This is a genomic window from Corallococcus sp. EGB (assembly GCF_019968905.1).
Taxonomy (GTDB): Bacteria; Myxococcota; Myxococcia; order Myxococcales; family Myxococcaceae; genus Corallococcus.
In genome coordinates this window covers 8,844,254-8,859,214 of record NZ_CP079946.1, presented here as the reverse complement: position 1 = coordinate 8,859,214, position 14,961 = coordinate 8,844,254, and the positions used below count along the sequence as shown (strand labels likewise).

The window sequence follows — 14,961 nt, the reverse complement described above, 5'->3', positions numbered from 1 at the left end:
GGCGTGTCCCTCAGGCCGACTTCTGCTCGGCTTCGTCCTTTTCGAACAGCTGCTCCAGCTCACGGCGCGCGCGGACGATGACCTCCATCATCTTCTTCTCGTCCTTGAAGACCTTGGCGGTCTCCCGCATCAGGGACTCGTCGTGCTCGCGGAAGCGCTCCACGGAGCGGCGGGCCTCCGCGAAGGTGAGGCCCATCTCCTGGAGCACGTCGCCGGCCATGACGAGGCTCGCGTCGAACGTCTCGCGGATCAGATGGGTGACGCCCATGTCCAGCAGGCGGTAGGCGTGCTCGCGGTTGCGCGCCCGCGCGTAGATGGTCAGGTGCGGGAAGTGCTCCTTCACCATCTGCGCGGTGCGCAGGGACGCGGCCATGTCGTCGATGGCCAGCACGAACACCCGGGCCTTCTCCGCGCGGGCCGCGCGCAAGAGGTCCAGCCGGGACGCGTCGCCGTAGAACACCTGGTTGCCGAAGCGCTGGATGAAGTCGATGTGCTCCGCGCTCGCGTCAATGGCGGTGAACCCGATGCGCCGGGCGCGCAGCAGGCGGGCCACGACCTGTCCCACGCGCCCCATGCCCGCGATGATGACCGGGTGGTCCTCCTCCGGGGCCACGTTGTATTCGCGCTGCGGGCCCTTCTGCTTGAAGCGCGGCGCCACCCAGCGCTCGTGGATGGCGGACAGGAACGGCGTCACCACCATGGACAGGCCCACCACCAGCACCAGCAGGTCCGCCTGCTCGCGGTCCATCACGTGGAAGGACACCGCCAGGGAGAAGAGGACGAAGGCGAACTCACCGCCCTGCGAAATCACCACCGCCAGGCTCTCCGCGGAGCCCGGCTTCTTCAGCCCCACGCGCCCCAGGCCGTACAGCACCAGCGCCTTGAGGAAGGTGAGGCCCAGCACCAGCGCCAGCACGCGCAGGGGCTCGCGCGCGAGCAGCTCCAGGTTCACGGACATGCCCACGGCGATGAAGAACAGGCCCAGGAGCAGGCCCTTGAAGGGCTCGATGTCCGCTTCCAGCTCGTGGCGGTACTCGGACTCCGACAGCAGCACGCCCGCGAGGAAGGCGCCCAGCGCCATGGACAGCCCCACCGCGCTGACCAGCGACGCGGTGCCCACGACGACGAGCAGCGCCGTCGCGGTGAACAGCTCCTGGCTGTGCACGGACGCCACCGCGCGGAACACCGGCCGCAGGAGGTAGCGGCCCGCCAGCACCACCAGCACCACCGCGCCCACGGCCTTCAGGGCCACCAGCCACCCGGCCTCCGTGGACGGCGTGTCGGAGGTGCCCAGAAGCGGCAGCGCGGCCAGCAGCGGGATGACGGCCAGGTCCTGGAACAGGAGGATGCCGAAGGCCAGCTGGCCGTGCTCGGTGGTGAGCTGGTTCTTCTCCGCGAGCAGCTGGAGCGCGAACGCGGTGGAGGACAGGGACAGGCCGAAGCCCGCGATGATGGCCGCGCCCCAGGACAGCCCCAGCGCCTTGCCCACGCCCGCGAGCAGCACGCCCGTCAGCACCACCTGCGCGCCGCCCATGCCGAACACGTTGCGGCGCAGGCTCCACAGGCGCGACGGCTGCAGCTCCAGGCCAATCACGAACAAGAGCAGCACCACGCCCAGCTCCGCGATGTGGAGGATGTTCTCCACGTCGGACACGAGCCCCGCGCCATACGGCCCGATGGCCGCGCCCGCCGCCAGGTAGCCCAGCACGGACCCCAGTCCCAGCTTCTTGAAGAGGGGCACGGCGATGACCGTGGCGGCCAGGAACACCAGCGCCTGATGCAGAAAGGACATAAGGCGCCTGCATGGCACGCTGAAGGCCACCTCGGCAACAGGCGTGGGGTACGGCTCAGGGCTGCTGGGTGGGCATGAGGGTGAGCTGCTGGAAGTTGATGTGCCGGGGCTGGGCGGTGGCGAAGGCGATGATGCCCGCGACCTCCTCGGGCGACATCCAGGTGAGCGACTTCCGGGCACCCTCCAGCCAGGCCCGCGCGCCCGGGTCGGTGTTGCCGTCGTGCAGCTCCGTGTCCACCAGGCCGGGCTCCAGGGCCATCACGCGGACGAAGCGGGGGCCCAGCTCCGCGCGCAGGTGGCGGGACAGGTGGGTGACGGCGGCCTTGGTGGCCGCGTAGACGTTGAAGTTCGGGGCCACCGTCTGCGCGATGACGGACGACACGTTGATGAGGTCCGAGCGCCCGCCCGCCTTCGCCGCCGCCAGCAGCGGCTCCACGAAGGTCTCCGCGACGCGGACGCTGGCCTTCACGTTCACATCAATCATCCGCTCCCAGTCCGCCGTGGGGTGGGCCTCCAGGGGCGTGGGCCGCATGTAGCCGGCGTTGTTGAGGACCAGGTCCACGACGCCCAGCTCGCCCGCGATGGCCTTCGCGGCCTCCTTCACGGACCGCGCGTCCAGCAGGTCGGCGCCCAGGGCGAGCGCCCGTCCCCCCTCTTGCGTGAGGGTGGAGACGAGCGCGTCCAGCCGCTCCTTGCGGCGTGCGAGCAGGGCGACGCTCGCGCCGTCCCGGGCAAGGCGCAGGGCGGTGGCGGCGCCAATGCCGCTGGAGGCGCCGGTGATGACGGCGACGCGGCCGGACAAGGAGAGCGTGGGGGATGCCATGGGTGACTCCTGCTCGCGCTGGGGAAGGGTGCGGCTCTCGCGAGACAGGCCAAGGGATAGGAAACAGAGGCTGCCGGGAGTAGGTCTGGAATCCGGATGGACTCCTGAGGAAAGCTCAGGAATGGCCCTGACCCCGCTCAATGCCTTGCACCAGTTTCTCGCCGTGGCCCGGCACCGCAGCTTCGCGGCGGCCGCGGCGGAGCTGGGCGTGTCCGCCTCCGCGCTGAGCCACACGGTGCGCCAGCTGGAGGAGCGGCTGGGAGTGCCGCTGTTGTCGCGCACGACGCGCAGCGTGGCGGTGACGGCGGCGGGACGGCGGTTGGTGGAGCAGGCCGGGCCGGGCGTGGCGCAGGCCCTGGGGGCGCTCAAGGATGCGTCCTCCCAGCCCGGGGCGCTGACGGGGGCGCTGCGGCTGACGCTGCCGTCCACCGCGCTGCCGTTCCTCCTCGCGCCGCTGCTGGCTTCGTTCCGGAAGCGGCACCCCCAGGTGGAGCTGGACCTGGTGGTGGAGAGCCGCAAGGCGGACATCGTCGCGGAGGGCTTCGACGCGGGCATCCGGCTGGAGGAGCACCTGGAGCGGGACATGGTGGCGGTGCGCATCGCGCCTCCGTTTCGCTTCATCGTGGTGGGCGCGCCGGAGTACCTGGAGCGCCACGGCGTGCCGCTGAAGCCGAAGGACCTGCTCCAGCACGACTGCTTCACCTACCGCTCGTCCAACACCGGCGCGCTCCTGCCGTGGGACTTGGAGAAGGGCTCGCGCGCGTGGCGGCTGCCGGTGCGCGGCACGGTCACCACCAACGACGAGCGCGTCTGGCTGGGCCTGGCGGAGGCCGGCCTGGGCCTGGCGTACGTGCTGGAGTCGCAGGTGGAGGCGCAGCTGCGGGCGGGCACGCTGCGCCGGGTGCTGGAGGAGTACGCCGCGTCCGTGCCGGGCCTCTTCCTCTACTTCCCCAGCCGCACGCAGGTGTCACCCGCGCTGCGCGCCTTCCTGGAGCACGCGCGCGAGGTGCTCACCCCGCCCGCGCGCAAGAAGGGGCGCTGAATCAGTGCTCGTAGGTGTCGCGGGGGCGCGTCATGTCGGCCGTGCCCTGCGGGGCGGCGGCGGGGAGGCCGATGTGCGGCGCCACGGGCAGCGTGAAGGTGAAGACGCTGCCGGTGCCCAGGATGCTCTCCGCGCGGATGGTGCCGCCGTGCGCCTCCACCAGGCCCTTGGCGATGGCCAGCCCCAGGCCGGTGCCGCGGGCGGCCGCGTCGCGCGCCTGCCAGTAGCGGTCGAAGATGTGCGGCAGCGCGTCCGGCGTGATGCCGTTGCCCGTGTCGCGCACGTCGAAGGACACCTCGCCGCCGCGCCTCACCGCCTTCACCGCCAGCGTGCCGCCCGGGGGCGTGAACTTCACCGCGTTGCCCAGGAGGTTGCCCATCACCTGGAGCACGCGGCTGCGGTCGCACTTCACGCGCAGCCCCTCCGTGGGCAGGTCCGCCTCCAGGTGCAGCCCCTTGGCCTCCGCCAGCGGCCGGATGGCCTCCAGCGCCTCCGTGGCCAGCGCCACGGCGGTGTGCTCGCCCAGCTCCAGCGGCAGGTGCCCCGCCTCCAGCCGGCCCCAGTCCAACAGGTCGGAGATGAGGCGCGACATGCGCTCCGCCGCGTCGTTGATGCGCGTGGCCTGCTTCGCCACCGCCTCGCCGCCCGGCTTGCCCGCCGTGCCGCGCAAGAGCAGCGCCGCGCCCAGCTGCACCACGCCCAGCGGGTTCTTCAGGTCGTGCGACACCACCGCGAGCAGGTCCTCGCGCGCGCGCGCCGCCCTGCGGGACTCACCCACCAGCCGCGCGTTGTCGATGGCCAGGCTCGCGCGCAGGCACAGGTCCTCCGCCAGCGCCAGGTCGTCCGGGCCGTAGCGCCGCCCGGAGCCGGAGCTCACGAACGTCACCGCGCCCAGCGTGTGGCCGCGCGCGCGCAGCGGGATGATCATGTACGAGCGGGCCTGCAGCGCCTCCAGCATCGCCGGGTGCGCGGGCTCCGCCGCGGCCGCGCGCAGCAGCGAGTCCGTCACCGCCGGCACCAGCTCCGGCTCGCCCGTGCGCAGCACTCGCAGCAGGCCCACGGGCGCGTCGTCGCGCACCTCCGTGCGCATGGGCAGGCCCCGCGCGCGCTCCTGCTGCGTCGGGTCCAGGCACGCCACCGCCGCGCGGCCCACCCACGGGCCCTGCTCCAGCGCGTCCACCAGGCACCAGTCCGCCAGGTCCGGCACCGCCAGGTGCGCGAGCAGCGTGTACATGCCCTGCGGGTCGGGCGGGTGGGTGAACAGCGTCGTCATCGCCTGGTAGAGGAAGGACCGGCGGCGCTCGGCGGTCTCCACCTCCGCGCGCGCGGCCTGCTCCAGCTCCAGCGCGCGCGAATAGACGGCCTCGGCCTCCGTGAGCGCCCGCGCCGTCACCAGCACCGTGGGGGACGCGTCCGTCTGCGGGCCCAGCGGCGTGAGCACCAGCGCGTGCCGGCGGAGGCCCTGCGCGCCCGGCCAGGGCGCCTCCACGGTGGCGGACTCGCGCAGCGTCACCACGCGCACGCGCGCGGACTCCAGCGCCGTCAGCGCCTCGTGCGGCAGCCCCAGCTCGCTCCAGTGCCGGCCCGACAGCTCCCCCACCTCGTGGCCGAGCGCCCGGGCGCCCGCCGCGCTGCACGCCACCAGCCGCCCCGTCCCGTCCAACAGGTAGGCCGGGTCGGGGATGGCGGCGAAGACCGCTTCGTAGGTGACGGCAGTCGAGGGAACACTCATCGGGAGGCGCAGGCGTGGGGAGGGCCCGGATTGGACCCGATATTGACACTCCGCTCCAGGCCCGCCATTCCGGCCACAAGCTCCCGCGGATGAGTTTCACTCAACCAACACTTCAGGGGAGCCGCCCCCCGGGTTGGAGCAGGGACGACAGCCTGCGGGCAATCTGCCCGAGCGGCAGGACCTCGTGCGCCAGGTTGGCGCCCACCACCACGGCGGGCATGCCGTAGACGACGGAGGTGGCCTCGTCCTGGGCGATGACCCGCCCGCCTGCCTGGTGCAGGTCGCGGATGCCGTCCAGGCCGTCCTGGCCCATGCCGGTGAGCACCACCGCCAGGGACGTCTGCCCGTAGGCCCGGGCCACGGCGCGGAACAGCCAGTTGGCGGATGGGCGGAAGCCCTGGATGGGGGCGGCGCCGGACACCTGCGCGCGGTGGTCCTGGGTGACGCCCAGGTGCTTGTCGTCCGGGGCCAGGTACACGGTGCCGGGGACCAGCGGCTCGCCGTCCTCGGCCACCTTCACCTGGAGCTTCGTGGCCGTGCCCAGCCACGTGGCCAGGCCGGAGCCGAAGCCCAGCGCGATGTGCTGCACCACCAGGATGGGGGGCGGGGGCGTCTCGCGGGCGCCCAGGTCGGCCAGGATGCGGTAGAGCGCGGCGGGGCCCCCGGTGGACGCCGCCATCGCGAGCACGGCCGGCGGGCGGGCGCCGGGCGTGGGCGTGGACTCCGGCGGCGGCGGCGCGGCGGCGCGGTCCGGCCAGCGGCGCACCACCTTCACCTGGGCCATGGCCTTGAGCGTGTCGCGCAGGCGGCGGCTCTCCGCCTCGAAGTCCGGCGACTCCGGGCCCACCGGCTTCTGGAGCACCGCGAGCGCCCCGGCCCTCAGCGCGGCCATGGACGTCTGGATGTCGCGCTCCACCAGCGTGGACACCACCACCACCGGCGTGGGCACCTCCGTCATGATGCGGCGGGTGGCGTCCAGGCCGTCCATGCGCGGCATCTGGATGTCCATGGTCACCAGATTCGGCCGCAGCCGCTGGCACAGCTCCACCGCCTCCAGGCCGTCCCTGGCCTCGCCCACCACGGTGAGCGCCGGGTCGGTGCGCAGGATCTCCACCAGCAGTCGCCGGGCCGTGGGCGAGTCCTCGGCCACCAGGATGCGCAACGGTTCGGTCTTCATAGCAATCGCCTCAGCGTCTCCAGCAGGCTCGTGGGGTCAAACGCGCTCTTCACGATGTACGCGCTCGCGCCGGCTTGCAGGCCGCGCGCCTTGTCCTCGGGCTTCTCCCGCGACGTGACGAGCACCACCGGCAGCCGTCCAAAACGGGGAGAGGTCCGCACGGCCTCCGTCACCTGGAAGCCGTCCATGCGCGGCATCTCCACGTCCAGCACCAGCGCGTCCGCGCCGCCGGCCTGGAGCCGCTCCCAGGCCTCCGCGCCGTCCGCGCACGCGGTGACGTCGTAGCCGGCGCCCTCCAGGATGCTCTGCTCCAGCATGCGCGTCGTGGGCGAGTCGTCCGCCAGCACCACGCGCCGGCGCACCGCCCGCTCCTTGGGCGTGGGGAAGAACTGGGCGGAGGGGCGCCCCCCCGCGGCCCGCACCAGCGACGCGGGGCTGAGCAGCAGCGCCATGCGCCCATCCGGCAGCACCGCCGCGGCGGCCACGTGCCGCGCGCGCTTCACGCGGCTGCCCAGGGAGCGCACCAGGACCTCCTGCTCCGCGATGACCTCGTCCACCACCAGCGCCGCCTGCGCGGTGCCCGCGGACAGCACCACCGCGGGCGGCCGCGCCCTGGGCGGCCCCGGGGGCAGGTCCAGCACGCTCGCGAGCGACGCCAGCGGCACCAGCGCCTCCGGCGTCACCCAGGACGCGCGCCCCTCCACCTCGCGCACGTCGGCGGGAGACAGGCGCAACAGCCGGTCCACGCCCTCGCTGGCGAGCGCCAGCACCTGCCCGCCCACGGACACCAGCAGCACGCGCAGGGTGCTCAGGGTGAGGGGCACGTCCAGCGTGAAGCGGGTGCCCTGGCCCGCCTTGAAGGCCACCTCCACGCTGCCGCGCAGGGCCTCCACCTGGGCGCGCACCACGTCCAGCCCCACGCCCCGGCCGGACACCGCCGTCACCTTCCTCGCGGTGGACAGGCCCGGCAGGAACACGAGCCGCGCCGCCTCCTCGTCGTCCTCGGGCGCCTCCAGGCCCCGGGTCCGCGCGCGCTCGCGCAGGGCCTCCAGGTCCAGGCCGCGCCCGTCGTCCTCCACCGCCACCTCCACCCGGCTGCCGCGGAGCCGCGCGGACAGCACCACGCGGCCCTCCTCCGGCTTGCCGTGGCGCGCGCGCTCCTCCGGCGCCTCCAGGCCGTGCGCCACCGCGTTGCGCACCAGGTGCAGCAGGGGCTCGCGCAGGGACTGCAGCAGTGAGCGGTCCAGGTCCAGCCCGCCGCCGTGGACCTCCATGCGCACGCGCCGGCCCAGGCCATGCGCCACGTCACGCGCGGCGCGCTCCAGCCCGGTGCAGCCCTCCTCGAAGGGGAGCATGCGCGCGCGGCGCACCTCATCATCCAGGCCGGTGGAGGACTGGAACAGCGCGCGGCGGTCCTGCGCCAGCATGCGCGCCACCCGCGCCAGCTCCAGCTCCACGCGGCGCAGCGTCGTCTCGGACTGCGTGCCGCGCACCGCCTCGCGCAGCCCGGTCACCTCGTCGCGCAGCGCCTCCAGGGACTCGGCGTGGCCCTCCAGCCGGAGCATCGCCACGCGCAATTCGCCGCTGCGGCCCAGGAGCGCGTCCAGCTTCTGCCCGGACACGCGCACGGGCAGCGCCTCCGCGCTGGCCTGCGAGGGGACGGGCAGCTCCGGCTCGGGCTCCCGCGGGGACGGCGCCTCGCCGGACGCGGGGGCTTCCGGCGCCGGCTTCGGAGCGGCCTGGGGCGCCTGGGACGGCGCGCCGCGCGCGGCCTGCTCCAGCTGGGGCAGCAGCGCCTCCAGCGGCGAGCCGGCCAGCTCCTGGCGCGACGCCAGCCGGCGGCCCGCGTCGTCCAGCGCGTCCACCGTGGCGAAGCACAGCTCGAAGAGGTCCGGCGTGGGCGCGCGCCCATGGATGAGCGGCTCCAGCACCTCCTCCATGCGGTGGCAGGCGTTCTCCACCATGCTGGCGCTGGCCGCGCGCGACGCGCCCTTCACGCTGTGCAGCGTGCGCAGCAGGCCCGGGATGAGCTCCTTCGCGCGCGCCGGCGCCTGCTCCAGCGCGAGCAGGTCCCGGTTGAGGGACACCACGTGCCCCTCCAGCTCCTCCAGGAACGAGTCCAGCAGTGCCTGCGCCAGCCTGTCGCGATCCATGGGTTAGCGCCCGAACTCCCCGAGCAGCCCCTTCAGCTTCTGGCCCATGGCGTTGATGTCCTGCATCGCGCGCTCCGTCTGCCGCGACGAGATGAGCCCCTGCTGCGTGGCCTGGTTCACGTCGTGCATCGCCTGGCGGATCTGCCCGATGCCGGTGGCCTGCTGGTTGGCGGACGCCGCGATCTGCGCGGCCGTGAGCGACGCCTGGGTGAGCAGGTCCGCCAGCTGCTGGATGGTGGCGCCCGCCTCCGTGACGACGCGCGTGGCGGCGGACACGCTCTTGGTGCCCTCCTCCGTGGTCATCACCGCGCCGTGGGTGGCCTTCTGGATCTGACCAAGAATCTGCCGCACCTGCGCGGTGGCCTTCTTGGACTGGTCCGCCAGGGCCTTCACCTCGGAGGCGACGACGGCGAAGCCGCGGCCGTGCTCGCCCGCGCGGCTGGCCTCGATGGAGGCGTTGAGCGCGAGCATGTGCGTCTGCTCGGAGATGTCATTGACGGTGGTGATGATGTCGCCAATGGCCTGGGCCTGCTCGGCCAGGGCGAGGATGCGCGACGCGATGGACTCCACCTGGTCGCGCACGGCGCCCATGGAGGACACGGCCTCCTCCACGGCGCGGCGGCCGGAGCGGCCCACCTCTTCGGAGTGGCGCGCGGACTCGCTCACCGCGCGGGCGCGGCCGGCGGCCTCTTCCGACGTCTTGGTGATCTCCTCGATGGTGCTCACCGTCTCCGTGACGGCGGTGCCCTGCTCCTGGGCGCCGGCCACCTGCTCGGTGGTGCTGGCGAGGATTTCGGAGGACGCGCTGGCCAGCTGGTTGACGAACTCGGCCACGGTCTTGAGCGTGTGCTCGCGCTGCTCGGACTGCCTGGCCAGCTGGATTTCCGCCTGCTGGCGGCGCTCCGCCATGGCGTTGAAGGCGCCGGCCAGGTCGGCCATCTCGTCCTTGCCGCGCACGTCGATGCGGTGGGTGAGCTCGCCCTTTCCCAGCTGCTCCGCGCCGAAGGTGAGCTTGCGCAGGGGGTCGGTGATGCCGCGGGTGATGACGAAGCTGCCCACGCCCACGATGGCCAGGCCCAGCAGGGTGCCCAGCGCCAGCACCCAGACGCTGCGCTGCGCGGCCTGGGTGGCGGCGTCGGAGTACTGCTTCCAGCGGTCCTCCTCCGTCTCGCGCATGTCCGTGATGATCTCCCGGATGGCCTCCATGTCCCGCTGGCCCCGGTTGGTCTTCACGATGGCCTGGGCCGCCTCGAAGCCCTGCTCACGGCGGATGCGGACGGTGTCGGAGAGCTCGTCCAGCTTGCTCAGGACCATCGGCTCCAGCTTCGCGAAGCGCGAGCGCTGGTCGGGGTACTTCGCCATCGCCGGGCGCAGGGCGTCCAGGTCCGTGCGCAGCTCGGCCAGCGAGTTCTGGTACGGGCGCAGGTAGGACTCGTCACCGGTGAGGATGAAGCCGCGCTGGCCGGTCTCCGCGTCCACGACGAGCGCGCGCACCTCGCGCAGCAGCTTGTAGTTGTTGTGTGACTCCAGCAGGCCCTCGGTGGTGGTGGTGAGCTGCTGGGCGCCCTGGAAGGCCACGCCGGCGATGATCAGCAGGACCAGCAGGGACAGCCCGAAGCCCAGCGCGATGCGATTCCCGATGCTCATGCGACTCCTTCTTCGGACAGCTCGAACACGAGGCGGTCGTCGGCGAGGAGGGCCTCTCCCTCCAGGACGAGCGCGCCGTCGGGGCTGACGCCGGACACCAGCGCGCCCGCTTCCTCTTCCAGGGAGGGGGGCGCGGGCACCAGCTCCGTGCCCGTCAGCTCCGCCACCTCCGCCACCTCATCCGTGCGCAGGCCCAGCTCCGCGCGGGCCGTGCCCACCACCAGCACGGGGCCCACGCCCTGCGACGCGGGCCGGCCGAACAGGGGGGCCAGCTCCACCACGGGCAGCACCTCGCCGCGCAGGAGCGTCAGGCCGCGCAACAGCGGCGGCGCGCCCGGCAGCAGGGTGAGCTCCGGCGCGCGCAGGACCTCCAGGATGAAGCGCGACTCCAGGGCGTACGTCTGGCCCGCGACCTTGAAGCGCACCACCTCCCGCAGGCTGCCGGGCAGCATGGGGACTTGGGCCGGGAGGGCCAGGGCGCGCGCGCGCGCGTCGAGCGCCTCGCGGGCGGCCTCGTCGGTGAAGCTGTCGCGCGCCTCGGTGGCGCGCTCCAGCTCCTCCAGCCGGGCCCGGGCCTTGTCCCAGTCGATGTTTCCCTCGCGCTTCGGCATCCGCTCGCCTCGTCAGCCTTCCGTCCGCTCCAGGCGCCGCCACTCCTGGCGGGCCACGTCCGCCAGCGCTCCAGCCCGCTCTCCCTCCGCCAGCGGCACCAGCGCCTCTGGCGGCAGCTTCCGGCACAGCCCCTCCGCCTCGCGGTAGGCCCGGGCCGCGGCGGCGGGTTGGTCCCGCCGGCGCAGCACGTGGCCCAGGAGCAGGTGGCCCACCGCGAGCCCCGGCTCCAGGTAGAGCGCCTGCCGGGCGGACCTCTCCGCCTCGTCCAGCCGCGCCTGTCCCAGGAGCAGCAGCGCCTCCAGATACCGCAGACCGGCGACCAGTGGGTGACGAACCGAGGCCTCCTCGCACGCGAACAGCGCCGCGCGGGGATCCAGGTTGGCCAGTGCACGAACCGCGGTGAGAGCGCCCTCCGGGTCGGCGGAGTGCGCGCCTGCCCGCCGTGCGGCCTCGCGCCAATCGCCCCGGGCCAGCGCCACCCGCACGGCCTCCAGCGCCTCCACGCTGAGCGTGAACCGGGTCCGCGTCCCGGACGCGGAGGACTCGCCGGAGCGGACCGCCGGGGGCGTCCCCGAAGCGGGAGTGCCGCGGGCGGGCGAAGTCCCCGGCGCGCGAGCACCACCGCCAAGAGGCCCGGGAGCCGGGGCGGGAGCGCCGCTGGAGACGCCAGTGCCCGGCGCGGGAGCCCCGGTGGGGCCCGCGCCACGGGGGCCCACGCCCTCTGCTCCGGCGGCCGAGGGCCGTCCCGGCGCGGAGGCGCTGGGGGGCGCCGCGGTGAAGGGCGTGCCGTCCGCGCGCAGCGGGGCCAGGGGTTGGAGCGGGACGACGTGCCCGGCGTTCGCGCCGGCCAGGGGCTTGCGGTACAGCACGCCCCACTCCGTGAGGACGGGCTCGAACGGCGCGTAGTCCCCGAGCGGCGGATCCGACGGCCCCGTGAACAGGTAGCCCCCGTCATCCAGCGACGCATGGAGCCGGCGCGCCACGCCCTCGATGGTGGCGCGGTTGAAGTAGATGAGGACGTTGCGGCAGAAGATGACGTCCAGCTGCCAGATGCCGCTCTCCGCCGAAGGCCACGTCTCCAGCGCCAGGTTGAGGTAGCCCAGCTGCACGTGGCGCTTCACGTCCTGGGACAGCCGGTAGAAGCGGCCCTCCTGCGTGAGGTGGGGGCGCATGCGGTCCGCGGAGGGGCCGCGCAGGGACCAGTCCGTGTAGCGGGCCTGCTGGGCGCGGTGGAGCGCCGTGCGTGACACGTCCGTCGCGCGCACGGACATGTGCTCTTCCCAGCCCTCGGCCATCAGCAGCGCGGCGATGGAGTAGGGCTCCTCGCCGGAGGAGCACGCCGCGCTCCACGCGCGCACCAGGTGGTCCGGCCCTCGGCGCTCGCGCAGCTCCGGCAGCACCACGCGGCGCAGGTGGTCGAAGTGCTCGTGGGTGCGGAAGAAGTACGTCTCCCCGATGGTGAGCTCGGTGAGCAGGTCGTCCAGGAGCGCGTTGTCGAACGACAGCTCGCGCAGGTAGACCTCCACGTCCTCCTGGCTGGCGCGGGCCATGGCGCGCTGGATGCCCTCCAGCGCGGCGGCCAGGCAGCTGGGCGCGGCGAGCCCCGCGCGCTCCTCCACCAGGGCGAGCACCTCCTTGAAGCCCGGGGGCAGGACGCCGCCAATCAAGAGGGCTCCGGAAGGGCTCCGAGCGCGGCGTCGAGTTGCAGGGCTTCCGCCTCGGAGAGGAAGGCGCGCAGGTCGTGCACGAGCACGAGCCCGTCCGGGAGCTTCGCGGCCCCGGCCACGTACCCCACGCCCGGCAGCTCCCGGGGGGACGGGTCCCACTCCCCGGCGGTGACGGCGTGCAGTCCTTCGGCCCGGTCCACGCGCAGCGCCACCCGCCGCACTCCGGCGGAAGCGACGATGAAGTGGTCCATGGGCGACAGCGCGCGAGCGGGGTGGCGGAAGCGGCGGCGCAGGTCCAGCACGGGCAGCAGGTCGCCGCGCAGGTTGAGCAGGCCCTCCACGACGTCCGGGGCCTGGGGCAGGGGCGTGAGGCGCGCGGCGCGCACCAGCTCTCGCACGTCCTCCACGGGCAGGCCGTAGCGCTGCCGCTCCAGGGTGAACAACAGGACTTCCTGTGGGCGGGCCTCCGAGGGGGGATTCATGGATGCGCGTGGCAGGCTACAAGAGGCCGGGCCCCCTGGGGATTCAGGATGTTGGCCCGTCCTCCAGACAACGCTCCCGAGCGGACGAACGCAGGGCCAGCCCGGAGCCAACGCCCGGCGGAGCGTCTGGAGTCCCGAGGAAACGCTTTTTCGCCTGGGCCGTCCTCAGGGGACAGTCGCCAGCCGGCGAGGGGCCGGGCATCGTGAGGCACATGGTTCAGCACGTCATCGTCGTGGGCGCGGGACCGGGAGGCCTGACGGCCGCCATCAACCTGGCGGGGCAGGGCTTCCGGGTCACGGTGGTGGAGAAGGACGCGGTGCCTGGTGGCCGGATGAAGGGGCTCACGCTGGGCCAGGCTGGCGAGTACGCGGTGGACACGGGGCCGTCCATCCTCCAGCTGCCGGGCATCCTGAAGCAGATCTTCCAGCGCGCGGGGAAGCGGCTGGAGGACTACGTCACGCTGGTGCCGGTGGACCCGAACACGCGCGTGCACTTCTGGGACGGCACGCACCTGGACACGCGGCGGGACCTGGAGCGGATGGGCCGGGACCTGGAGGCGTTCGGGGCGGGGAAGGGGCGGGGGCTCCAGGAGTGGATGGAGGACGGGAGGAGGAAGTACGCGCTCGCGTACGAGAAGTTCATCTGCACGAACGCGGGCGGCCTGGACTACTACGCGCCCTGGCGGCTCGCGCCCACGCTGCGTTTCAAGCCGTGGCAGACGCTCTACAAGCAGCTGGATTCGTTCTTCCACGACGACCGGATGACGTACGCGCTGGCGTACCCGTCGAAGTACCTGGGGCTGCACCCGACGACGTGTTCGTCGGTGTTCAGCGTGATTCCGTTCATCGAGCTGGCCTTCGGCGTGTGGCACGTGCGTGGCGGCTTCCGGGAGCTGGCGCGAGGAATGATGAAGTGCGCGCAGGACCTGGGCGCGACGTTCCGCATGGGCACGGCGGTGGAGCGCGTGCGCACGGAGGCGGGGCGCGCGGTGGGCGTCCGGTTGACGAGCGGCGAGGTGTTGGACGCGGACGCGGTGGTGGTGAACGCGGACCTGGCCTACGCGGCGCGGAAGCTGGTGGCGCCGGAGCTGCGCGAGGGCACGCGGTTGTCGGACGGGGCGCTGGAGCGGGCGAAGTATTCGTGCAGCACGTTCATGGCGTACTACGGGTTGGACACGACGTACGCGGACCTGCCGCACCACCTCATCTACCTGTCGGAGAGCGCGAGGCGCACGGACCGGGACGCGCTGGAGGACCGCACGGTGGACGTGGACGACCCGCCCTTCTACGTGTGCAACCCGGGGGTGACGGACGGCTCGGGGGCGCCGAAGGGGCACTCCACGCTGTACGTGCTGGTGCCCACGCCCAACACGGCGCGCCCGGTGGACTGGGCGAAGACGGAGGCGACGCTGCGCGAGCGCATCCCGAGGATGCTGGAGAAGGTGGGCATCAAGAACCTGCGCGAGCACGTGAAGGCGGAGCGCTACTTCACGGCGGAGACGTGGAGGGACGACTTCAACGTGTTTCGGGGCGCGGTGTTCAACCTGTCTCACACGTGGATGCAGCTGGGCCCGCTGCGGCCGCGCGTGAAGAACGCGCAGGTGGAGGGGCTGTACTTCGTGGGCGGCGGCACGCACCCGGGAAGCGGGCTCTTGACCATCATGGAGAGCGCGAACATCGCGGCGGACTACCTCACGCGGGAAGCCGGCAAGGGGCCGCTGAAGGGCTGGCCGTACGTGCCGCCGCTGGAGGATGACGGCGAACAGGCGCCGCTCCGCGTGGCGCGGAGCGGCTGAAGGTCGCGCCGGGTCCTCCCATGTCAGACCTCCCCGCT

General features: G+C 73.3%; 11 protein-coding genes. 2 read left to right on the top strand and 9 right to left on the bottom strand.

Going from position 1 to position 14,961, the window contains the following annotated elements; translation table 11 throughout:
• Positions 1 to 10: 10 nt before the first annotated feature.
• Together KYK13_RS36175 and KYK13_RS36170 are read right to left on the bottom strand one after the other, a co-directional pair.
• On the bottom strand, positions 11 to 1,792 hold the full coding sequence (locus KYK13_RS36175) for a monovalent cation:proton antiporter-2 (CPA2) family protein (protein WP_223639362.1): 1,782 nt from the start codon (positions 1,790 to 1,792) through the stop codon (positions 11 to 13).
• 55 nt (positions 1,793 to 1,847) lie between these two features.
• Complete coding sequence (locus KYK13_RS36170; protein ID WP_223639359.1) at positions 1,848 to 2,615, bottom strand: SDR family oxidoreductase; 768 nt, start codon at positions 2,613 to 2,615, stop codon at positions 1,848 to 1,850.
• Between the two features lie 121 nt (positions 2,616 to 2,736).
• On the opposite strand from KYK13_RS36170, the gene KYK13_RS36165 reads away from it, so the two are divergent.
• Entirely contained in the window at positions 2,737 to 3,657 is a 921-nt protein-coding gene (locus tag KYK13_RS36165) for a LysR family transcriptional regulator (protein WP_223639356.1), read from the top strand.
• Position 3,658: 1 nt separating this feature from the next.
• Here KYK13_RS36165 and KYK13_RS36160 read toward each other — a convergent pair whose 3' ends face one another.
• The 7 genes from KYK13_RS36160 to KYK13_RS36130 all read right to left on the bottom strand — a co-directional run bounded on the left by KYK13_RS36160 (position 3,659) and on the right by KYK13_RS36130 (position 13,127).
• On the bottom strand, positions 3,659 to 5,389 hold the full coding sequence (locus KYK13_RS36160; RefSeq protein WP_223639353.1) for an ATP-binding protein: 1,731 nt from the start codon (positions 5,387 to 5,389) through the stop codon (positions 3,659 to 3,661).
• 112 nt (positions 5,390 to 5,501) lie between these two features.
• Complete coding sequence (gene cheB, locus KYK13_RS36155; RefSeq protein ID WP_223639350.1) at positions 5,502 to 6,566, bottom strand: chemotaxis-specific protein-glutamate methyltransferase CheB; 1,065 nt, start codon at positions 6,564 to 6,566, stop codon at positions 5,502 to 5,504.
• Complete coding sequence (locus KYK13_RS36150) at positions 6,563 to 8,719, bottom strand: response regulator (RefSeq protein WP_223639347.1); 2,157 nt, start codon at positions 8,717 to 8,719, stop codon at positions 6,563 to 6,565. The genes cheB and KYK13_RS36150 overlap by 4 nt, the downstream gene beginning before the upstream one ends.
• Positions 8,720 to 8,722: 3 nt before the next feature.
• Entirely contained in the window at positions 8,723 to 10,366 is a 1,644-nt protein-coding gene (locus KYK13_RS36145) for a methyl-accepting chemotaxis protein (protein ID WP_223639344.1), read from the bottom strand.
• A complete protein-coding gene (locus tag KYK13_RS36140; RefSeq protein WP_223639341.1) occupies positions 10,363 to 10,977 on the bottom strand; it encodes a chemotaxis protein CheW in 615 nt (204 codons plus the stop codon). Before KYK13_RS36140 ends, KYK13_RS36145 begins: the two co-directional genes overlap by 4 nt.
• Before the next feature lie 12 nt (positions 10,978 to 10,989).
• Positions 10,990 to 12,645: a CheR family methyltransferase gene (locus tag KYK13_RS36135; RefSeq protein WP_223639338.1), complete on the bottom strand. Its 1,656-nt coding sequence runs from the start codon at positions 12,643 to 12,645 to the stop codon at positions 10,990 to 10,992.
• Positions 12,642 to 13,127 (bottom strand): chemotaxis protein CheW, encoded by a 486-nt coding sequence (locus KYK13_RS36130; RefSeq protein WP_223639334.1) that lies wholly within the window; start codon positions 13,125 to 13,127, stop codon positions 12,642 to 12,644. Before KYK13_RS36130 ends, KYK13_RS36135 begins: the two co-directional genes overlap by 4 nt.
• A gap of 212 nt (positions 13,128 to 13,339) precedes the next feature.
• On the opposite strand from KYK13_RS36130, the gene KYK13_RS36125 reads away from it, so the two are divergent.
• Positions 13,340 to 14,923, top strand: a complete 1,584-nt coding sequence (locus tag KYK13_RS36125) for an NAD(P)/FAD-dependent oxidoreductase (protein ID WP_223646927.1) — start codon at positions 13,340 to 13,342, stop codon at positions 14,921 to 14,923.
• Positions 14,924 to 14,961: the final 38 nt, after the last annotated feature.